This is a genomic window from Lampropedia puyangensis (genome assembly GCF_004833285.1).
GTDB classification, from domain to species: domain Bacteria; phylum Pseudomonadota; class Gammaproteobacteria; order Burkholderiales; family Burkholderiaceae_C; genus Lampropedia; species Lampropedia puyangensis.
This window is the reverse complement of sequence record NZ_STFG01000021.1, coordinates 19,851-39,038: the sequence shown is the minus strand read 5'-3', so window position 1 is coordinate 39,038 and position 19,188 is coordinate 19,851. Positions and strand designations below refer to the sequence as shown.

At 52.4% G+C, this 19,188-nt stretch carries 22 protein-coding genes; 11 read left to right on the top strand and 11 right to left on the bottom strand.

What is annotated here, in order from left to right; all coding sequences use genetic code 11:
* Positions 1-9 precede the first annotated feature (9 nt).
* The 8 genes from narH to E9531_RS14545 all read left to right on the top strand — a co-directional run bounded on the left by narH (position 10) and on the right by E9531_RS14545 (position 9,315).
* A complete protein-coding gene (gene narH, locus E9531_RS14580; protein WP_136574503.1) occupies positions 10-1,584 on the top strand; it encodes a nitrate reductase subunit beta in 1,575 nt (524 codons plus the stop codon).
* Positions 1,585-1,620: 36 nt separating this feature from the next.
* Positions 1,621-2,265 carry a nitrate reductase molybdenum cofactor assembly chaperone gene (gene narJ / locus E9531_RS14575; protein ID WP_136574502.1) on the top strand — a complete coding sequence of 215 codons (645 nt, stop codon included), beginning with the start codon at positions 1,621-1,623 and terminating at the stop codon, positions 2,263-2,265.
* A gap of 136 nt (positions 2,266-2,401) precedes the next feature.
* Positions 2,402-3,091 (top strand): respiratory nitrate reductase subunit gamma, encoded by a 690-nt coding sequence (gene narI, locus E9531_RS14570; protein ID WP_136574501.1) that lies wholly within the window; start codon positions 2,402-2,404, stop codon positions 3,089-3,091.
* Positions 3,092-3,181: 90 nt separating this feature from the next.
* Positions 3,182-4,144 carry a peptidylprolyl isomerase gene (locus tag E9531_RS14565; RefSeq protein WP_136574500.1) on the top strand — a complete coding sequence of 321 codons (963 nt, stop codon included), beginning with the start codon at positions 3,182-3,184 and terminating at the stop codon, positions 4,142-4,144.
* On the top strand, positions 4,141-5,136 hold the full coding sequence (gene moaA, locus E9531_RS14560) for a GTP 3',8-cyclase MoaA (RefSeq protein WP_136574499.1): 996 nt from the start codon (positions 4,141-4,143) through the stop codon (positions 5,134-5,136). Before E9531_RS14565 ends, moaA begins: the two co-directional genes overlap by 4 nt.
* A gap of 245 nt (positions 5,137-5,381) precedes the next feature.
* Positions 5,382-7,349, top strand: coding sequence for a type IV pili methyl-accepting chemotaxis transducer N-terminal domain-containing protein (locus E9531_RS14555; protein ID WP_244610136.1), 1,968 nt, complete (start codon positions 5,382-5,384; stop codon positions 7,347-7,349).
* Between the two features lie 39 nt (positions 7,350-7,388).
* Positions 7,389-8,069, top strand: a complete 681-nt coding sequence (locus E9531_RS14550; RefSeq protein WP_136574498.1) for a response regulator — start codon at positions 7,389-7,391, stop codon at positions 8,067-8,069.
* 166 nt (positions 8,070-8,235) lie between these two features.
* The gene (locus tag E9531_RS14545) at positions 8,236-9,315 is read left to right on the top strand and encodes a tyrosine-type recombinase/integrase (RefSeq protein WP_136574497.1); all 1,080 of its coding nucleotides are present in this window, start codon (positions 8,236-8,238) and stop codon (positions 9,313-9,315) included.
* On the opposite strand, the gene E9531_RS14540 is transcribed toward E9531_RS14545, so the two are convergent.
* From E9531_RS14540 to E9531_RS14505, 8 genes are all read right to left on the bottom strand, one after another.
* Positions 9,309-9,719 carry a hypothetical protein gene (locus E9531_RS14540; RefSeq protein WP_136574496.1) on the bottom strand — a complete coding sequence of 137 codons (411 nt, stop codon included), beginning with the start codon at positions 9,717-9,719 and terminating at the stop codon, positions 9,309-9,311. The two genes, E9531_RS14545 and E9531_RS14540, sit on opposite strands and share 7 nt — an antisense overlap.
* 18 nt (positions 9,720-9,737) lie before the next feature.
* The gene (locus tag E9531_RS14535; protein ID WP_136574495.1) at positions 9,738-10,511 is read right to left on the bottom strand and encodes a SprT-like domain-containing protein; all 774 of its coding nucleotides are present in this window, start codon (positions 10,509-10,511) and stop codon (positions 9,738-9,740) included.
* 39 nt (positions 10,512-10,550) lie between these two features.
* Positions 10,551-10,742 (bottom strand): hypothetical protein, encoded by a 192-nt coding sequence (locus tag E9531_RS14530; protein ID WP_136574494.1) that lies wholly within the window; start codon positions 10,740-10,742, stop codon positions 10,551-10,553.
* A 93-nt stretch (positions 10,743-10,835) separates the two neighbouring features.
* Complete coding sequence (locus E9531_RS14525) at positions 10,836-11,915, bottom strand: acyltransferase (protein WP_136574493.1); 1,080 nt, start codon at positions 11,913-11,915, stop codon at positions 10,836-10,838.
* A gap of 3 nt (positions 11,916-11,918) precedes the next feature.
* Positions 11,919-12,788 carry a DUF3262 family protein gene (locus E9531_RS14520; protein WP_136574492.1) on the bottom strand — a complete coding sequence of 290 codons (870 nt, stop codon included), beginning with the start codon at positions 12,786-12,788 and terminating at the stop codon, positions 11,919-11,921.
* Positions 12,789-12,794: 6 nt separating this feature from the next.
* Positions 12,795-13,373, bottom strand: coding sequence for a hypothetical protein (locus tag E9531_RS14515; protein WP_136574491.1), 579 nt, complete (start codon positions 13,371-13,373; stop codon positions 12,795-12,797).
* Positions 13,374-13,382: 9 nt separating this feature from the next.
* Positions 13,383-14,126, bottom strand: coding sequence for a DsbC family protein (locus E9531_RS14510; protein WP_136574490.1), 744 nt, complete (start codon positions 14,124-14,126; stop codon positions 13,383-13,385).
* A gap of 16 nt (positions 14,127-14,142) precedes the next feature.
* Positions 14,143-14,607 (bottom strand): PH domain-containing protein, encoded by a 465-nt coding sequence (locus tag E9531_RS14505; RefSeq protein ID WP_136574489.1) that lies wholly within the window; start codon positions 14,605-14,607, stop codon positions 14,143-14,145.
* Positions 14,608-14,813: 206 nt separating this feature from the next.
* On the opposite strand from E9531_RS14505, the gene E9531_RS14500 reads away from it, so the two are divergent.
* From E9531_RS14500 to E9531_RS14490, 3 genes are all read left to right on the top strand, one after another.
* The gene (locus E9531_RS14500; protein ID WP_136574488.1) at positions 14,814-15,071 is read left to right on the top strand and encodes an AbrB/MazE/SpoVT family DNA-binding domain-containing protein; all 258 of its coding nucleotides are present in this window, start codon (positions 14,814-14,816) and stop codon (positions 15,069-15,071) included.
* Positions 15,071-15,403: a type II toxin-antitoxin system PemK/MazF family toxin gene (locus E9531_RS14495; protein WP_136574487.1), complete on the top strand. Its 333-nt coding sequence runs from the start codon at positions 15,071-15,073 to the stop codon at positions 15,401-15,403. The genes E9531_RS14500 and E9531_RS14495 overlap by 1 nt, the downstream gene beginning before the upstream one ends.
* 101 nt (positions 15,404-15,504) lie before the next feature.
* The gene (locus tag E9531_RS14490; RefSeq protein WP_136574486.1) at positions 15,505-15,735 is read left to right on the top strand and encodes a hypothetical protein; all 231 of its coding nucleotides are present in this window, start codon (positions 15,505-15,507) and stop codon (positions 15,733-15,735) included.
* Positions 15,736-15,763: 28 nt separating this feature from the next.
* Here the strand turns inward: E9531_RS14490 and E9531_RS14485 are convergent, their stop codons facing one another.
* From E9531_RS14485 to E9531_RS14475, 3 genes are read right to left on the bottom strand one after another with little or no spacing between them, the layout of a single operon-like run.
* Positions 15,764-17,452, bottom strand: coding sequence for a conjugal transfer protein TraG N-terminal domain-containing protein (locus tag E9531_RS14485; protein ID WP_136574485.1), 1,689 nt, complete (start codon positions 17,450-17,452; stop codon positions 15,764-15,766).
* 12 nt (positions 17,453-17,464) lie between these two features.
* Complete coding sequence (locus E9531_RS14480) at positions 17,465-17,803, bottom strand: hypothetical protein (protein WP_136574484.1); 339 nt, start codon at positions 17,801-17,803, stop codon at positions 17,465-17,467.
* A 20-nt stretch (positions 17,804-17,823) separates the two neighbouring features.
* The gene (locus E9531_RS14475; protein ID WP_136574483.1) at positions 17,824-19,185 is read right to left on the bottom strand and encodes an integrating conjugative element protein; all 1,362 of its coding nucleotides are present in this window, start codon (positions 19,183-19,185) and stop codon (positions 17,824-17,826) included.
* Positions 19,186-19,188 lie beyond the last annotated feature (3 nt).

Sequence of the window (19,188 nt, the reverse complement as noted above, 5' to 3'; positions counted from 1 at the left end):
CAACCCACTATGAAAATCCGTGCACAAATCGGCATGGTCCTGAATTTGGACAAATGCATTGGCTGCCACACTTGCTCGGTCACCTGCAAAAACGTTTGGACCAGCCGCGATGGCGTGGAGTACGCCTGGTTCAACAACGTTGAGACCAAGCCCGGCATCGGCTACCCGAAAGAATGGGAGAACCAGCACAAGTGGAAGGGCGGCTGGGCGCGCTCATCAGCCGGCAAACTGGTGCCGCGCCAAGGTGGCAAGCTGAAAATTTTGGCGAACATTTTTGCCAACCCCAACCTGCCGCAGATTGACGATTACTACGAGCCGTTCACCTACGACTACGAGCATCTGCGCATGGCGCCGCTCTCCAAAACTCCGCCCACCGCACGGCCCGTCTCGGTCTTGACCGGCCAGAAGATGGACAAGGTCGAATGGGGCCCGAACTGGGAAGACGATTTGGGCGGCGAATTTGCCTCGCGCAGCAAAGATGCGCTGTTTGAAGGCGTGCAAAAGGAGATGTATTCGACCTTTGAAAACACCTTCATGATGTACTTGCCACGCCTGTGCGAGCACTGCTTGAACCCCGCTTGCGTGGCCAGCTGCCCCTCCGGCTCAATCTACAAGCGCGAAGACGATGGCATTGTGCTGGTGGACCAAGACAAATGCCGTGGCTGGCGCATGTGCATCTCGGGCTGCCCGTACAAAAAAATCTACTACAACTGGAGCAGCGGCAAGGCCGAGAAGTGCCTGTTCTGCTACCCCCGCATTGAGGCGGGCCAACCCACCGTGTGCTCGGAAACCTGTGTGGGCCGCATCCGCTATCTGGGCGTGCTTTTGTACGATGCAGACAAGATCGAAGCCGCAGCCGCTGTGGCCGATGAGGGCGATCTGTACCAAGCGCAGCTCGATGTGTTCTTGGATCCGCATGACCCCGAGGTGATTGCCGAGGCACGCCGCCAAGGCATTCCAGAGGCATGGTTGGAGTCCGCTCGCAAGTCGCCGGTCTACAAAATGGCGGTGGAGTGGAAGGTCGCCTTCCCGTTGCACCCTGAGTACCGCACGCTGCCGATGGTCTGGTACATCCCACCGCTCTCGCCGATCCAATCGGCCGCCGAGACAGGCCGCATGCCGCACCGCACCGTGGGCCAAAAAAGCATCATCCCCGATGTGGCCAGCCTGCGCATTCCAGTGCGCTACTTGGCCAACTTGCTCACCGCAGGCAATGAAGTGCCGGTGCTGCATGCACTGGAGCGCCTCTTGGCCATGCGCGCCTACAAACGCGGCGAGACCGTGTATGGCGAGCAAGACTTGGCGCTGCTCGAAGCCGTTGGCCTCGATGCCGCAACGGTGGAAGACATGTACCAAACCTTGGCCATTGCCAATTACGAAGACCGCTTTGTCATCCCCACCAGCCACAAAGAGCAGGTGGAAGACAGCTTCAACGACAAAGGCAGCTGCGGCTTCACCTTTGGCAATGGTTGCTCGGGCGGCGCATCCGATCACTCCTTGTTTGGCAAAAAGCCCCAGGGCAGCGTGATCTTTGTGGACATGCCCAAGTCGCGCGGCAAAAAAGCCGACAGCAGCGTGTTCTAAGGCTGCATACGCCACACCAGATCAGGAGTCGCCACGATGATTTACCGCATTTTGTCCGCCTTGCTCAGCTACCCGCAAAGGGATTTGCAGCAAGCCATTCCCGAAATCCGCCAAGCGCTGGCCCAGCAGCCTGCGGCGCAGGATTTTTTAGAGCCGCTGCTCGACCGTTTGGCCAGCACCGATTTGATTGAGCTGCAAGAAGACTATGTGGCCGTGTTTGACCGCACGCCCAAGCACTCGCTGCACTTGTTTGAGCATGTGCATGGCGAGAGCCGTGACCGCGGCCAAGCCATGGTGGATTTGCTGCAAACTTACCAAGCCCAAGGCTTTGAGCCGGTCGACAGCGAGCTACCCGACCATGTGCCGCTGTTTTTGGAGTTCCTCTCCATCCTGCCAGCGGATCAGGCTTTGGATCTGCTCAACGACGCCATCCATGTGCTGGCCGCCATTGGCGCGCGCTTGGCGCGCAGTGAAAGTGCCTACAGCAGCGTGTTTGCCGTGTTGCGCGGCATGGCCACGGTGGAGCCGCGCGAGCAGGAAGAGCCGCCCGTGCGCGATATGGACGAGGCCATGGAAACCTTTGGCCCCGGCGCCGATGGCGTGGAACCTCTGCTGCGCCCCGCAATGGCCGCAGGTGCGGCGCAACCGCTGCAGTTCTACCGCAGCCGCCCCACGGCTTAAACCTTATCGCTACGAAACGATTTTTGCCGCTGCCTGCAAGAGGGCGCATGAAAGCGACGGGGCGATCTTGGGGGAGGCCTCGCCCCAACGCGGTTCAGCGGCACCCCTTTTTGGCCCCGATCGATTGGAGATCACCATGAATGCCATTCACACCTTTCTCTTTGGGATTTATCCCTACATCGCCTTGGCGGTGTTTTTCTTCGGCAGCTTGGCGCGCTTTGAGCGCGAGCAATACGGCTGGAAGAGCGACAGCTCCCAAATGCTGCGCGCCGGCCAATTGCGGCTGGGCAATATTCTTTTTCACGTTGGCGTGTTGGGTATCTTTTTTGGCCACTTGGTGGGCCTGCTCACCCCGGTCATCGTGTGGGATACGCTGGGCATCACCCATACTCAAAAGCAAATCTTCGCGATGGCCGCTGGCGGCGTGATGGGCGCACTGTGCTTTGTGGGCTTGGCGATTTTGATTCACCGCCGCCTCTCGGATCCGCGCATCCGCCACAACTCGCGCAAAAGCGATTTTTTGGTGCTAGCTTGGCTGATCATCACCTTGAGCTTGGGCCTGTCGACCATTTGGGTGTCGTCCAGCCATTTGGATGGCCACATGATGCTCAAGCTGATGGGTTGGGCGCAGCACATCGTGACTTTGCGCGGCATGCAAGCGGCTGAACTCATCACCGATGCACCTTTCCTCTTCAAAGCCCATATGTTCATGGGTATGAGCTTGTTTGTGATTTTCCCCTTCACCCGCTTGGTGCACATCTGGAGTGGCTTTGCTTCGGTCACCTACGTAGGCCGCGCATGGCAACTGGTGCGTCCACGGCAGTAAGGACTGACGGTGGGCAGGTGGCGCCATCGCCAACCTTCACCCCACGATCAGCCCACCTAGTAAAACAAATAAAGTAAACGAAAGAGCCTTATGCCAATCGTCGTGAACGGAACCGAATTGAATGATGCCGAAGTCGAGGAAGAGTTGGCGTTGCACCAAGACAGCGACAACCCGCTGCACGCAGCTGTGACCGCACGCATTTTGCGCATCGTCATGCTGGATGAGGCCAAGCGCTTAGGTCTGCCCGCAGACGATGAAGAGCAAGCTATTGGCGCGCTGCTGGAGAGCCAAGCAGCCAGCAATGCCCCCGATGAGGCCGCCTGCCAGCGCTTTTACCAAGCCAATCTGCTGCGCTTTACCGTGGGCGCGTGTGTGGAGGCCGATCACATTCTCTTCCAAGTCACTCCGCAAGTGGATTTGGAGGCGCTGCGCAGCAAGGCCGAAGCCGTGTTGCAAGAGGCACTGGCCGCGCCAGAGCGCTTTGGCGAGCTGGCTCAAACCTACTCTAATTGCCCATCGGCCAAAGTGGGCGGCAGCTTGGGGCAATTGAGCCGAGGCGATTCCGTTCCGGAGTTTGAGCGCGTGCTGTTCCAAGTGACCGCGGGCACGGTGCATCCCAACCTGATCCACAGCCGCCACGGCATGCACATCGTGCGCGTTACGCACGCCGAAGCAGGGCGCCAACTGCCGTTTGAAATGGCCCGTGCTGAGATTGAACAAGTGCTCACCGCCATGGCGCGGGACACGGCTTGGCGCCAATATCTCAAAGTGCTGGTCTCGCGGGCACAGATCGAAGGCATTGATTTGGCCGGAATGGCCGAAGGCGAGAACATCATGGGCGCGGGCTTTGCGCATGGTCAGCACGAACATGAACACGCCCATGCCCACGAACATAAGCACGCGCATGAAGCGCTGATGGCCAGCTTGCAGCAAGCGCAAACCGATGCTTTGCAAGCGCACCAAGAGGCGCACCAACATGAACACTTTCATCAACCCTCCCACGCAGGGTGCACCTGCGGCGGCGGTGGCAACGGCCAAGGAGGTTGTGCATGACAGACCATTCATCCCCTGCGCTGATCGACAGCTTTAACCGCCGCATCAGCTACCTGCGTGTCTCGATCACAGACCGCTGCGACCTGCGTTGCAACTACTGTATGCCTAAAGACTTCAAAGACTTTGAAGAGCCAATCAATTGGCTCAGCCACACCGAGATGGCGCGACTGGTGGGTGTTTTTGTGGATTTGGGCGTGAACAAAATTCGCTTGACCGGTGGCGAGCCGCTCACCCGCAAAGGCGTGGCCGATTTGGCAGGTCAAATCCGCGCACTGTCGGGCGTGAAGGATTTATCGCTTTCCACCAACGCCACCATGCTAGCGCGCCATGCCGTCAGTCTCAAAGCCGCAGGCGTAGATCGATTGAACGTCAGTTTGGATACCTTGGATGAGCAACGCTTTTGCGAAATCACCGGCCGCAACTGCCTCTCCAAAGTGCTAGAAGGCTTGAACGAAGCGCGCCGCGTGGGTTTTGCGCCGATCAAGCTCAACTGCGTGGTTGACCAAAGTGCCGATGAGTCGGACTTGTCGCGCCTGTTGGCCTACTCGTTGGCCAGCGGCTTTATCTTACGTTTGATTGAAACCATGCCCATGGGCAGTAGCGGCCAGCAGTTTGTGGCTGCTAATTTGAGCGACATGGGTGAGGCCATCGCGCAGCGCTTTGGCCTTGTGCCCGCACTGGATTTTGGCAACGGTGGCCCCGCACGCTACTGGTCAGCCGGTGAGAACCGCCCCGCTTTAGGCGTGATCACACCGATGTCACGTCACTTTTGCGAAACCTGCAACCGCGTCCGTCTGACGGTAGATGGCACTTTGCACTTGTGTCTGGGCCAAGAAAATCAAGTGCCGCTGGGACAGATGCTGCGCCAAGGTGCCTGCGATGCAGAGTTGAAGGCGGCCATCCACCAAGGCATCGCTGCTAAGCCTGAGCGCCATGAGTTTAGCTCTGCGCGCACGAAAGTGATGCGTTTCATGTCACAGACGGGAGGGTAGTGCGTGGGCGGATAAAACAACTCCAGAAAGAATGAGGCATTGAACAAGCCACATGAAAAGTAGGCCGTTTTGTCCATTATGAATTTTTGATAATTTCCATCTACCTTTCTACGGGCATGAGCAAAGAATGTTGTATTCGTTAACAATAAACTTCAGTGAAGGTTGTTGCTACACCATTAGCGCATGTGTAGATTCGCAAAGCCCTTAAGTTTGCCAGTTTACTTTTCTCTTTCTCGATCTCTTGTGTGAGTACTCCCCACAAAAAATTTATTGCAGTTGGTCTGCCTGATACACGCCACCGACTCTCTACTCGTATTGTTTCCAGCTCAATAGGGGCGTTAGTTGTCGTGCTTTGCATGATTACTTGCACCTTGTGGCTTTCCTGGCGTTTGGAAGGCGCTGGAGCAGCTATCAACGACACAGGCAGTCTGCGGATGCGGGCTCAACGCATTGCCGTTGTGTTGTTGCAACCAGCAGCCAGCTCAAAGCAGCGTAGACAAGATCTGCAACTTCAACTTGATGCCGTGGCGCATACGCTGCAGGGCTTAGCCGTGGGCGATGCGCAGCGGCCATTGCTATTGCCCTCCCATGAAGCGATACGCACCCAATTCAAAGCGGTGGAATCGTTTTGGTTGCAGGTGGCATTGCCTGCGGCCGAACATGCAAACGAAACTGGCCAAAGCCAAACCTATCTTGCGAGTCTGCCCCGGTTGGCCGAGTTGACCGATACGCTGGTCAAGATGATTGAACAAGACAATGCCAGTAAAACCACCGTTCTGCGCGCAGCCCAAGGTGGCCTGGCGGTACTTGCCGTATTGGGCACGATCGCCATGATTTATTTGTTATACGTGTGGATCATCGCACCCGTGCACAAACTGCGTGATGGCTTACAAAGTGTGGCAAGGCACAATTTCAGCATCCGTTTGCCAGTGGAAACCCGCGACGAATTTGGTGTGCTGGCGACCGGCTACAACCAGATGGCTGATGAACTGGAGGACTTGTATAAGGGGCTGGAGCAGCGCGTAACTGAAAAAACGCAGCAACTGGCCACGCAGAATGCGGAAATAAGCATCCTTTATGACATGGCGGCATTCCTGAATCAGCCCAGTGATATTGAGACCATGTCGGCCGGTTTTCTACAGCGCATTGTGGGTTTGTTTGATGCGCAGGGTGCGAGTATTCGAACTTTGGACCGTGAGCGGCAGCACTTGAGCCTGGTTGCCTCGGTCGGACTCTCACAAGCCTTGATTGAAGAAGAGCATTGCATGCATGTGCACGATTGCCACTGCGGTAGTGTGGCGATGCCGGGTAAAAAGCTGATCGTGATTCGTGATGTAAGCCAAACCACAGATTTTTTGAGTAAAGGCAAGTCAAACGATATCAATTGCCACCGTGAGGGATTTTCCAGTGTGGCAGTGTTTCGGATCTCGGCTCGCGAGAATGTGTTGGGGACATTTTCACTGCATTTCACGGGTCCAGCCGAACTGCCCGATTCTGGTCGACGTTTGCTGGAGTCACTCGGGTCATTGCTGGGTGTGGCATTGGAAAATCGGCGCTTGGAGGCTCAAAGTCGCGAGCTTGCTGTAGTACAAGAGCGCAATTTGGTCGCACAGGGCCTGCACGACAGCTTAGCCCAAGGTTTGAACTTCTTGAACTTGCAACTACAGCTCTTGGAAGAGGCGGTTGTGCACCAAAAGCAAGCAGAGATTGACGAGATTCTTCCACTGCTGCGTACGGGGGTGCAGGAAAGCTACCAAGATGTTCGAGAGCTGTTGACCAACTTTCGCAGTAAATTGGAGCGTGGCGATTTTATTGCCGCACTGGAAGACACGGTCAAACGCTTTCGCCGCCAAACTAGTATGCAAACGGCCCTCGATGTGCAGTATGGTCAGGGCGCTCCTTTAGCTCCTGAGCAGCAATTGCAAGTACTGTTCATTTTGCAAGAAGCGCTCTCTAATGTGCGTAAACATTCCGAAGCGCAAAGTGTCCAGGTGCGCGTGAGCAATGACCGTGACTTCACTATGAGCGTCCGTGACGATGGACTTGGCTACGATAGCGCAGAGGTTTCAGAGCGTGGTGATGCACATGTTGGTTTGCGCATCATGCGCGAACGTGCCGCACGCATGAATGCGCACCTCGAACTGGCAGCAACCCCAGGCAAAGGAGCCTCTGTGGTCTTGCGACTGCCGGTACAAGAGCGCATTGCGGCGTAATGCCGATATAACGAATGACTAAAAAAATAAACACCCGCTATGACTATTCGTATTCTTCTGGTCGATGACCACAATCTATTTCGCACGGGTCTGCGTCTGTTACTCAGCCGTCAGGCAGATTTTGAAATTGTGGCAGAAGCTGCTGATGGCAGTGAAGGCATCAAGCGCGCCAGGGAGCTCAAACCCGATGTGATTTTGCTCGATTTGAATATGCCCGGACTTTCGGGGCTTGAGACGCTTGAGCTGCTGAGCCAGGAGGTCCCGCTGAGTGCCGTGATCGTCCTGACCGTGTCTGAAGAGGGAGATGAGCTGGCCCAGGCGCTGCGCTCTGGCGCAAGAGGTTATCTCATAAAAACCATTGATGCCGACGCGCTGGTGAGCAATATTCGGCGAGCTTTTGCAGGTGAGCCTGTGATCGATGTCACGATGACCGGCAAGTTGATTCAACAGTTCCGGCAGCAATCAGTTTCGGAAACCAAAATTTCAAAAAGTGAAACTATGCGCAGTCACCTCACGGCTAGGGAGCGGCAGGTGGCCCAACTGCTGGCCCGTGGTGCGAGTAACAAAGTCATTGCACGCGAATTGGATGTTTCAGAGAGCACAGTCAAAATACATGTTCAGAATGTACTCAAAAAGCTAAACCTTACCAGTAGAGTCCAAATCGCAGTCTATATCGTAGAGAACGGATTAGTGAGTGATGATTCAGAAAATGATTCTTAACTGAAATATCGAGTGTCACTAATGCTAACTGAATAGCATCTTCATTTTGGATGCGGTGTAAACCCATCAGATATTTCTAGGGCAATACATTAATTAAATAGATAATCGACCAGGGGTGTGTGTTGCCCATGGCGCAAGAGAGGGGCGCCAGAGAAGGGGGAGGGGCTTGATTGCTCATGAATACGCACGACCTAATGACTACTATCTATCCAACCATACCGATGGGCTGAACGCATTCCTGCTCGAAATAGCCCAAATGGGCTACTACGCAGAAAGCAGCTTGGCATTACTGGCAAAGATGCTCCACCATTATGCTCATTGGCTCAAAGAGCATACAGCCAGGCACTGCTGGAATGCCACCTCAGAGGACATTGCGCAATACCTTGATGACTGCAGTTATCGGATGGGGTCAAGTGCATTGGCCAGCAGACAGTGGGCGATACGCTTGCTGTATCGCTGGGCAAATGAGACTGGGCGTTGTCCTAAAGATGTCAGTGCCACTGTCGTTTGGCACGCCGCTAGGAATGCTGCACACAAGGCCTATCAAAAGGTGTTGTCTGTCGAGCAAGTAGACATGCTTTTGCATAGACCGGATACCAAGACGCTAGTGGGTATTCGGGATCGTTTCGTGCTTGAGCTACTGTACTCAACGGGCCTTAGAGCGGGGGAACTCCTTAACCTGGATATCCAACAGAGTCTTGGGTTTCAAAGTGGATTGCGCGTTTGGGGAAAGGGATGCAAAGAACGCCTGGTTATCATTGGCAAGGCCGCTGCGCGATGGTGGCCAATGTATCTCAATGCTCGCAATACGCTGCTGAAACTGGCTGGACACCAGCCGTACAAGGTGCGTCAATTGTGTGTGAGCAGTTGCCTGCCAGGACAAAGGCCAGAAATGCAATATCGGCAACTGCTTCGTATGGTACGGCGCTATGCTGCTCAGATCGGTATTGAGGCGACACCACATTCATTGCGACACAGTTTCGCTACCCATATGTACATGGGAGGTGCGCCACTTCAAACAATTCAAGTGCTCATGGGGCACGAGCACTTAGACACGACCGCTATTTGTGTGTCACGGCGGTTTGTTGATAACCACGCGCTGCTTCGCTTGCATCATCCAAGAGCGGCAGACCTCGCTAAGGTATCCACAAAATCAGTGGATGAATCTGTGGATAACCTGCGTGGGAGGCGTATTTCCTCTAAGAGGGGATATGGCTGCTTAAAAAATAGTCACCCCTATCAATAACTGTTACGCCATTTCAAAACAGCAAAAGAGATGGCAGGCGCGCCCACCACAAGCATCGCTTTGAACCACCATGTGCCATACCAGGCGGGAGCGAAATTCTCGCCAAACCATTGGCCTTGGTACTCAAATCTGCCTATTGTGCTGTTTGACCACTCATTAAGAGCAGGAAAAAGGCAAACAGCCAAGCAAGCCAACACCACAGGAACGATCCATTCTGCGGTAAATGGGCTATAAAGCAGTGCGCCAATGGCCAAGGCGATGACCAAAATTGAAGGCACTCCCACGTTTATCACTGTCGGAATTGAAAGACTTGTGGCACGCGAGACCCCGATCAGGATTGCACCAATAATGATCACAATGGAGGCAAAAATAGCCAAAGCGGCATTTTCGTTTTGTCGAGTCATAGTATTTCAAATGAGTAGTTAAACAAATGGAATGCTGTCACAGTTTTCCCCACCGCATAGCAGTCTCAAACCAGGCTTTCCCCACACTTGCTGAGCACAGCTAGGGCAAGTGTACTTGATGCGATTGCTTCGATTGGGTGCTTGCAGCGAGGTGCCATCTTCGCTTTGGCGCGCCGCCTTGACCGTGGGTTTTACCACGTTGGCTAAGGCTTGGTTGGCTTGTGCAGGAGAGATTGCAGCAGCAGGATCGCTTAGCTGAGACGCATAGCTGGCTTGCCCATGGGCCACGTGCTCTTCTGCCGGAAACCTGTCATACCAACTCAACTTGAACTGAGCTGTCAGCAGCGCCTGGCAGGCCATTAAAAATCGACCGCCTTCAACCGCATAGTCCCCCATGTGGTCACCCGTTCGCTTGCCTCCGGGCTGACCAGTTGAAGAGGGCATAAGCCCAATGCTTTCCATCTTGTTGGCCCACTCATCGTTGTGGTAACGACCGCGACCTGGCTTGCCAAAGTGGTGCTGCCACAAGTGCACCATCTCATGCACCAGGGTTTGCATCGTCTCCACAATGGGCGTCACGGCGAAATAGGCCGGATTCAGTGCAATCTCATCAGTGAATTGCCCCTCTACATTGGCCCATCGTTGGGCAGAAAAGTAACCACAAGTGCGCTTTTCACGCTGCAGAGTAATCAAGCAAGCGGGCAGGGCATTGTCAAACAGCACTTTGTTGAAATGCTCGTAAGCGTTTTGCAGTTCTGAGTACGTTGTGGCGGTGGGGCTAAGCAGTTGCATGTTGGGTCAGTTTGAGGTTGATGCGCCTGTGGGAAATCATCAGTCCCAAAAGCGCCTCTTAGCCGTTCTGATGATGTCAATCAGGAGAACAAGACAAATAGCAATGGGAGCCAAAACCGCCACCCCAAAGGCAATCCATCCGATCCACGGACTGAACTCATACAGATCTTTGACCAATGCGGACATTGCTTCGCCTAAGGCATCGACGATAAGAAAGTAGGTCTCCAGCATAAAAGCATCCTATGAAATGATACAAAGGCTTTGTATTGCACAATACAAATCTGTGAATACAAAGACAGATTCATTGCTCATGGCCATCCCAATCTAACGAACGACGATGTTGATGAAAGCCGTGCGCCGGATGGCATAAGTCATTGCCAGTGACAGCAAGTAGACCACGGGACACAACAGCATCCAGTTGTACCCGCTTGCATAGTCCAGATCGGTATTCATCATGACGATGCTAGTGACAAACGGATGGATGATGTACACCCCCAAAGTGAGCTGACCTAGCGGAGCTACCTTTCGCATCAAGGCTTGTGGCCAATGCGCCCTTACTGAGAGCAAAAACAGGCTGATTGACAAAATCGACGCCAGCGGAAATCGGTCGCTGAGAAAGAGAAATAGGGCGGTCACACCCATCGTCTCAAACGAGATGGCAAGGGCAAGCACAATCAGTGTCACGCATGACAAGCAGGCCAAACAAAGGTTTTTTGAACTGATTCTCCATTGGTCTTTATGTGTCCAGATCACATAGCCGACCAGGCAGTACATGAGATTGCTCACTGCGAGCTCAAGGAAGGAGGATGGCATCTGGTACTTGTACGACTGGGCCGAGGCCATTGCCCAAGTGAAGACTACTGCCCCTACTGTGATGTATGCGGCAGCATTTTTCCATTGCGGGCTATCAATGAGCATGCGCAGGATAGGAATGAAAAAATGCAATCCCAGCATCATGAATAAAAACCAGAGGTGGAATGACGGCATACCGATCAATAGATCATCCAGTATCTGGCCTAAAGCCATTTCCCCCTGCATATACGCACGCCAGGACAAATAGAACACTGACCAGAATACGATCAATGGGAGGTATCGCTTGAGCTTTCTGACGTAGTAGTCCAATGGCTGTTCGTTTGACTGGCCTGATAGTGCAATGGCACCGGCAATCATCACAAAAAATGCTGTGCCGAATCGACTGGACGCGTCGAAGAAAGTCGCAACCCACCAACTAAGCGAGTAATCAACGTTGCCGCTTCGGTACATGGCCGTATGAATGATCACAACAGCCAAGGATGCGATGACCTTGAGCACCTCAAAAGTGGGATTTAGCTCTGTCACACGTGCACGAGCAGGTGCCGCATGACATGCGCTAAATGACTCTTGAGAGGCCCAGGAAACCGCCATGGCTTACAGGTATGCGCTGATAGCAATGATGAACATCAGTGTGACGCCACTGATGACCATGTGGCGTTTGAAGTGTGCGACCGCGATCTGTCCACGTGCAAAGGATTTCCAGGAATGGAGCATTCCAAAAGCGATGACCAACGTGGCCACAGCCAGCAAGATGCCTTGGAACAGCTTGCGCATATCGTCCGGGTTCTGCCCGGAGCCGGATTCGAATGATGCTCCTTCATAGGTGGATGGGTGGTATGTCATATCTCCACCAGAGCCGGAGCTGCTGCCGTATCCAGGGATGCCGCCAGTTCCGCTGCTGCCTCCACCGGCGTGGCTACCGTCACGGATACGGTCGGCCATGCTGCAGATTGTGGTGCCATTGATATCGGCAAAACCACTGCAGGAACCGGATCTGATCATGGTGCCGCAGTTGCCGATGCCTAACTGGACGCAAGCGAGCACCATATCGCCCGTGACTTCTCGACCGTCGAAAATCCCCATCTGAGCCAGTGCCTGGGGATTCTTTGTATTCAATGCTTGCGACATGACATTAGCCCATGCATTGACTTGATCTTGCAGTGGGGCGTTCATATAGTCCGAAGGATTTTTATATCCCTCACGATCCAGATTCTGTGTATTCATCTGGAGGACGCCATAACAACAACTTTGGTTGTAAACGTCTAGTTGACCTCCGCTTTCGAACATGGCCAAACGCCCTACAGCATCTGCGTTGTCTCGCAACCATTGATTAGCATTGGGACTTTGTCGGATTGCCTGCGCAACCTGGTCTGCAGTCACATAGGTTTTGGCAATCGCTAGTCCAGCGATTATTACCAGCAGCGAGAAGAATACATACTGTAAAAAAGAGCGTGAGGCTGACATGCTGAATTACTCCTTCACGACGATACGCTGGCTACACTGAGGTACTAGCTGACCATGCTGAATGACACGAAACTGAGCAACACCAGTTTCAGGATCAAAATTGAACTGAGTTTGGTTCAGGGATAACGGGTTGTCCTTATGTAGACCGTAAAGGTGGCAGAACCCCTCAACTGTGCGTGTGGTGGCTTTTCCCGCACTAAGCAAGGTAATCTTCAGAGGACACTCACCATATATATCCACCTGCGATCTGCCGTTTGGTGCCGGAGGGCATACACCTGAACCGCTCAGGCTTGAAAAAATCAGTTGTTTCCCGTTTATTTCAGTAGATGAAATTAAAACAAAACCAGGTAGTTTGCCGCGTTCTTTGCTGGTGGGGATAGAGGCAATCTCATCCTTCCAGATGCTGCGAGCCAATTCAACTTCGGCCTCACTGGCAGAGCTTTCGTAGTACGGCGAATTGAAAACGGCTAAGTTCATCGTCTGCCAGTTTTGCTGCTGTACTTGGCCTTGGGCGTGAACGCTCAAGCATGCTGAGGCTGCCACGGTAGCGGCAAAAATGGACAATGGGCTGAAACACAAACGCATAGAGTCCTCCTACTGTTTAACACTCTTGTTGATTTCATCAATGAATTGCTCAGGCGGTGTGGCACCCACCAGCCGTTTGCCATTCAAGAGTACAACAGTCGGAGTGCTGTTGATTTCATACTTCTCGCCCACCTTGAGAATGTCCACGAGGCCAGATACATCACAGGTTTGGTCGCCTTGGGGCCGAGAGCCATTCATCGTGGCGTGCCAAGTTGCTGCTTTATCCGCCGAGCACCAGGCTACTCTGGCTGGGCCCGCAGAGTCCTTGCTGATCACAGGAAAGGGGAAGCGGTAAATGGTCACGTCATCGAGCTGGTCGATGAACTTGGTAAAGACCTGGCAAATGGGGCACAGTGCATCCTCAAATACGGCGAATGTGCGACTGCCATTGCCTCTGACTTCTTTGATGGCCAGGTGCAATGGCAGGTCATCGAATGGGATGCGATTGACTTCGACCAACCGTTCTTGGGTCATGTCGATTCTGTTTTGCATATCAACCAAGCGCCCTTCAATAAAGGCGTACCGTCCTGCCCGGTCTGAATAAAACACGTCGTTGTTGGTCACGATCTCGTAGACACCCTCAATAGGGCTCGTGTTGATTTCGGACACGGAAACTTGCCCTTGGCTGTGTGTTTCGATAGCTTGTTTGAGACCGTTGCGAACGGCCTCTGGTGCATTGCCCGGTACTGCATAGGCGTTACCCAGTCCAGCTACAGCCAGGCATAAATGAAGGGGGAGTTGTTTGAAACGCATGGTTGCTTGAGACTATTTAATGATCGAAGGCCCGAACCCCTTTGAGGACTCGGCACTGCTTCACACGGTCGCGCATGAGCGTGGCCACGCGTGCGGGACTGGCAATGGCATGAATACGTTTAGTGGGATGCGTGGTGTCGGTGCTCTGCAGAACCACCGAGCCGCGTCCGAAGAGGGTCAGCAAGATGCTGCTATCAACGGTAATATCCTTGACGCGGTAGAGCTCAAGGGTGTCAATTTGCTTGACGATGATTCCAGTCTGCATCAGCAGCCGCTGATCAGTTAAGGTGTATCGGGTAGTGGCGGAACGCAAGAAGCGATAGACCGCATAGCCAACTGGCAAGACCAGCCAGAACGTCAGCAGGCAAAGCAGGTATGTCAGCGCATTGGCAGCTTGCCCTTCGGTTTCAGACCAAAGCACAGTGCTTTCAGGCACATGGCGTGCACCGCCTGGCGTCATACTGGCTTGCTCTAAATCCACTTTGTGGCTCCCTTGTGTTTGAGCTAACCACTGTATGGATACCTTGAGCAATCAACCAGTCGAAACCCGTACTCACAGAAGTTGGGGTTTGGCCTTGACAGGAGTCTCAAAAAACAATAAGCAAGCAATAAAAATGGTTTCTGGTAAGGCTTGTAATCAAGTACATGTAGAGTTATACTTTTATATAACTACCAGAAGGAGCCTATATGCACACAACCAACTTGCGAAAAGTAGGCGGGTCAGTGATGGTGGCTGTTCCACCCGCACTTTTAGATATTCTTGATTTGACTGTGGGCACCACAGTGGGGTTAGCCGTGGATAACGGTCGCCTCATCATGGAGCCGACCAAGCGTCCGAGCTACACGCTGGAGCAGTTGCTTGCCCAATGCGATTCGACAGCAGAATTGACCCGAGATGACAGTGATTGGTTGAATTCCTCTAGGGTTGGAGAAGAGATTTTGTAATGGAACGTGGAGATATCTACCTAGTCTCTCTTGACCCAGTCGCTGGCCATGAGCAGCAAGGAACTCGCCCTGTACTGATTATTTCGCCATCCGCTTTTAATCGGCTGACCAACACGCCCATTACACTGCCAATCACCAACGGGGGAAGTTTTGCACGCACGGCTGGCTTTGCTGTTTCTCTCATGGGAACTGGAACGCAAACCACAGGGGTTATACGCTGTGAACAGCTCCGTGCCCTAGACATTCGGGCCCGTAAAGGTCGGAAAATTGAATCGGTGCCTGAATTTGTAATTGAGGAAGTGTTGGCAAAAATTTCGACATTAGTTGGGTAGGCAAAGCTTCCAAATAATGTGGCGCCATTAATATGTTGATATTTCCAAGATGCATTGCTAAAGTATGTCAACTAAGTCGCCATACAAATCATTTGAATTAAATGAAAAAAAATTTAAATAAACATTATTCAGCTAAGTTAAGCCCACTTCAAATTGGGCTTAACTTAGTAGTTGGTTTTTTGCGTCTAATGGACAACAGCAAAGAGAATAAGGCGCGACACGATCACTTCAGTACAGGCATTCAAGAGCAGATTGATATAGAGAATGAGGTCATTAGCGCAAAAGTAAATAAAATTTGCACGCCGTATTGGGATGGAAGAGAGAGTAAGTAACAATATTTTTTTCATTGCACCTTACTTATTACTTGGAAGCTCTTGAGACTACCGCCGCCACCTTTCCTCCAGCCCCTCCTGCAACTTTGCTTGCGGTTGTGATGCCGTTGACAACATTACTTGCGCCAGATTGACCAACTGATCGCCCCAAACTACTTCCACTGGTCATGAAATTGCCGAAGACAGTGCTCATATGAGCACCAGCCCAAGCCATCATACCGCTCCAGATCATGGGAAAGCCCACAAACATCACCATCAGCATGATGTTCAAGAGAATGCGCTTTTCACCAGGTAAAGAGCCATCTTCCCAAGCGTAGACAAATTGTTTGGCAACATTTTCAATTTGTGTCCCCCCATACATGGCTTGCATGAGTCTTGCGTCAATCCAGAATGCAACCTCCCACATTGCAGACCAAAATTTGACCGTAAAAATGGCTATTGCTCCCGTGAACATGATGCTCAGGTTGAAACCTGACAGGAACACAACCATTGGCAAGAACATGTAGAGACCCATTAAAACCAGTGCTTGAATCATTGGCAGGAGTGCCATCAAAAATCTCATCGTTGCAGCTGAGGTCAAGCCCTCCATAAAAAGTTTGGGAGAACCGGCTAAACCTGCCACCCAGCGTCCGGCCTTGGTTCCCCAAGAAAGCTCGCTTGCTCCTTGTGTCTGACTGCCGATATTCATGACATATTGTGGATTGGCTTGATAGCTCAAGGATTGGGCGACATTGTTTTTCATCTGCTCAGTGCCCAACGTACTTACTAACCAGGCTATGCCATCTGTTCGTGCAGCAGAAACCATACTATCCCGCAAGCCTGTGTCTGACGTTAACCACCACTCTTTGCATGTGGGACGTCCCCATTCAGGATCGACTACTGCGCCTGTGTAAGGTACAGAACCAGCGGAGCATGCGTGGTAGTCAACATCCCTACTGCAATTGATAGGAAATCCAGTAACAGGGAAGGGTGCCCGCAAAGAGTCGTAATACCCAGGCTCATTGTTGAAAAAAAGGCTTCCGATCCATTCTGCATCTTTAGGGTCATCGCTCAAAATACCCGCTCCAGTCGAAGAAAATGGAGTTCCCTGGTGCGTAGTTTCAAGGAACTTTGAGCGTGCAGGATTAAAGCAAGCGGATCGGAATGCTTGCATTGGCTTGATCACTCGCGAGTCTTCAATAGTGGTTGTTCGCAGTACATCCTCAAGCTCACGCAACTCACTCATTCGATTGGACATTGATCCAATCACAGCGCCATTCACCCCCGATGCAATCGACATAACTGAATACCACCACATCGGTACATTCGTGAGTTGCGGTTGTGGGTCAATCGAATAACTTTGGTCGAATGCGCTGCCCATTGCGCTGTCGTAGGTACTTTGAGTTCCTCCGGTATTTGATGCAGGCGAGGGATTTGGGTCCATCGCTGTTGGTCTAGGGTTGTAGGTCAACGTACCTAAAGAGGTAATTGGCGTGGTTAAGAAACACAGGGTGAAAACAAAAAGTGCTACACCAATGCGCACCAAAATAGTGTCCACGATTGAGGAAATTCCGACGCCTTCTTCACCTCGCTCTTTAGCATCTTTCCACGTTTTTAAGATAATCCAGATGAATGGAATCATCACGAGCCCAGTAGATGCAATCACGCCTGCAATGATGTTCGCAAGACCCCAGCCGTAGCCCGTAAGGAAAATCTCTAAATAGCTGCCGACTTCCATTGATTGGCTCCTTTACGCAAATAACGCTGATAACCTGTTAATACCTACCACGATGAGCAGGATGTACATGGCAGCCATGGCGAGCACTTTCGTCTTGACCTCAATCCATTGATCTCGATTCTTAAAGTCAATACGTCCTTTTTTAATCATGAGGTCAATGAGCCAATTCCATTTCCATGCTAGAACCAACCATGCAGCAATGTGGATTAGCCGGACTGACTCATAGATGGGCTCCATGCGAGCTGGTATCGAGTTGAGGTTGATGCCTAACCGTAAAAAAACGACGCCAACAAACATCATTGCAATAACGATGAGTGCACTCAGAACTAAGTATTTGATTGGTTTAAGCATGGAAAATAGCTCTTCACTGCTTATTGCGCAACGCGACCATTGCGAATCGGATGTGGATCAGAAAACTGTGCTCCTGGAACCGATGCGGCAGCAGAATCAAGGTCAATTTGGTGTTCAAGGATGGCCGTGGCTGTAGCGCTGGACATTTCCTTTCTAATTCTGAATTCATATAGGAGATCGTCGATGTACTGCGTCAGTCGATCTATCTTGACTTGTACGTCCTTTGTCGCTTCTGATGCAGCCTGAACTTCTGGCAAGCTAAGACCTGTAATAAGGATGTTGCGAGCTATTAAGGCCTTATCTACTACGCGCTGGATGGCCAGTTCTTCGGACAGCCGTCCAATCACCATACTTTGTGTGTCAGGAGGCATGCGTTTGATGGATTCCATCAGTTGAGGAGTGATCCCCATACCTGGTGCTGATATCACGTTGAGCTTTTCGAGAGTCACAGTTTCTGGCTGCTGAACTGCACTAATCAGTTTGGGTTGCAGTTCCAGAAGTTCTTTTTCAATTTTTGGGCCAAGTCCACCAGCGGTACTGGTGGTTGTAGGCGTATCTTCATTGAGGTTCACAGCCTTGTCGCCGAGCACTTCCGTGGTGAACTGTGATGCCTGGTATGCGGAGCGAAATGCCCGAACCATCCGCTGAATGCCATGCGGGCCATTCGAATAATCGGTTGTTGGAGAGGCCGTGATCGGTTGATTCAAGGTCGCATTGAAACCGGCAATGGTGATGTCCTTGACGGGCTCAATAGGGGGCTGACCTTCACCTCCGGCAAGAGAGCCATAGACCCAGGTGACGCCACGCTTTTGAGCAAACTCCCGCTTGTTCATGTCTGTTTTGGCGGTCGTTACGTTGCCTTCGGCATTGGCCTGAGCCTTCCAGCCTTCGCCCTTGGCCATCTTGACGTAATCCTCATACGGGTTGCCGCCGGCGAGAATCATCTGCTCCATTTCCTCGCAGGATTTGAGCGATGCAGCCACCAAAGTATCGGCCTTGACAGAGAAATTTTGGAAGAGCTGATAAAGGCCGGGGTGAGCGCGCTGGAGAATATACAAAGGCAGTGCTGAAATCCCGGCCTGTACAGCCCCAGTGACCGTGGCTCCAAGGTTTTCTAGCGAATTCATCAGACTGGCCCACGACAGGCCAATATCGAATTTGCCACAGGAGTAGTTCATTTTGACGGCGCCATTAAGCCCCATTTTCATGGCCGTCATGTTGGGGTTCAGTGCCAGATTGGCAGGTGAGTCCCCGCCAAGCCTGTAGTAGAGGCTTGAATTTGATACCGGCTGGGCATCGGCTGAGCGCGGAGCAACCGCCAATGAGAGCACACACGCCAAAGTGCAGGCTGCAACGATATGGTTTCTGAATGGGGTATTCATAGC

What these genes read in the sequence shown, in the direction of transcription:
- narH (WP_136574503.1), top strand. Translation starts at nt 10, where the DNA reads ATGAAAATCCGTGCACAAATCGGCATGGTCCTGAATTTGGACAAATGC.
- narJ (WP_136574502.1), top strand. Translation starts at nt 1,621, where the DNA reads ATGATTTACCGCATTTTGTCCGCCTTGCTCAGCTACCCGCAAAGGGAT.
- narI (WP_136574501.1), top strand. Translation starts at nt 2,402, where the DNA reads ATGAATGCCATTCACACCTTTCTCTTTGGGATTTATCCCTACATCGCC.
- E9531_RS14565 (WP_136574500.1), top strand. Translation starts at nt 3,182, where the DNA reads ATGCCAATCGTCGTGAACGGAACCGAATTGAATGATGCCGAAGTCGAG.
- moaA (WP_136574499.1), top strand. Translation starts at nt 4,141, where the DNA reads ATGACAGACCATTCATCCCCTGCGCTGATCGACAGCTTTAACCGCCGC.
- E9531_RS14550 (WP_136574498.1), top strand. Translation starts at nt 7,389, where the DNA reads ATGACTATTCGTATTCTTCTGGTCGATGACCACAATCTATTTCGCACG.
- E9531_RS14540 (WP_136574496.1), bottom strand. Translation starts at nt 9,719, where the DNA reads ATGACTCGACAAAACGAAAATGCCGCTTTGGCTATTTTTGCCTCCATT.
- E9531_RS14535 (WP_136574495.1), bottom strand. Translation starts at nt 10,511, where the DNA reads ATGCAACTGCTTAGCCCCACCGCCACAACGTACTCAGAACTGCAAAAC.
- E9531_RS14530 (WP_136574494.1), bottom strand. Translation starts at nt 10,742, where the DNA reads ATGCTGGAGACCTACTTTCTTATCGTCGATGCCTTAGGCGAAGCAATG.
- E9531_RS14525 (WP_136574493.1), bottom strand. Translation starts at nt 11,915, where the DNA reads ATGGCGGTTTCCTGGGCCTCTCAAGAGTCATTTAGCGCATGTCATGCG.
- E9531_RS14520 (WP_136574492.1), bottom strand. Translation starts at nt 12,788, where the DNA reads ATGTCAGCCTCACGCTCTTTTTTACAGTATGTATTCTTCTCGCTGCTG.
- E9531_RS14515 (WP_136574491.1), bottom strand. Translation starts at nt 13,373, where the DNA reads ATGCGTTTGTGTTTCAGCCCATTGTCCATTTTTGCCGCTACCGTGGCA.
- E9531_RS14510 (WP_136574490.1), bottom strand. Translation starts at nt 14,126, where the DNA reads ATGCGTTTCAAACAACTCCCCCTTCATTTATGCCTGGCTGTAGCTGGA.
- E9531_RS14500 (WP_136574488.1), top strand. Translation starts at nt 14,814, where the DNA reads ATGCACACAACCAACTTGCGAAAAGTAGGCGGGTCAGTGATGGTGGCT.
- E9531_RS14495 (WP_136574487.1), top strand. Translation starts at nt 15,071, where the DNA reads ATGGAACGTGGAGATATCTACCTAGTCTCTCTTGACCCAGTCGCTGGC.
- E9531_RS14490 (WP_136574486.1), top strand. Translation starts at nt 15,505, where the DNA reads ATGAAAAAAAATTTAAATAAACATTATTCAGCTAAGTTAAGCCCACTT.
- E9531_RS14485 (WP_136574485.1), bottom strand. Translation starts at nt 17,452, where the DNA reads ATGGAAGTCGGCAGCTATTTAGAGATTTTCCTTACGGGCTACGGCTGG.
- E9531_RS14480 (WP_136574484.1), bottom strand. Translation starts at nt 17,803, where the DNA reads ATGCTTAAACCAATCAAATACTTAGTTCTGAGTGCACTCATCGTTATT.
- E9531_RS14475 (WP_136574483.1), bottom strand. Translation starts at nt 19,185, where the DNA reads ATGAATACCCCATTCAGAAACCATATCGTTGCAGCCTGCACTTTGGCG.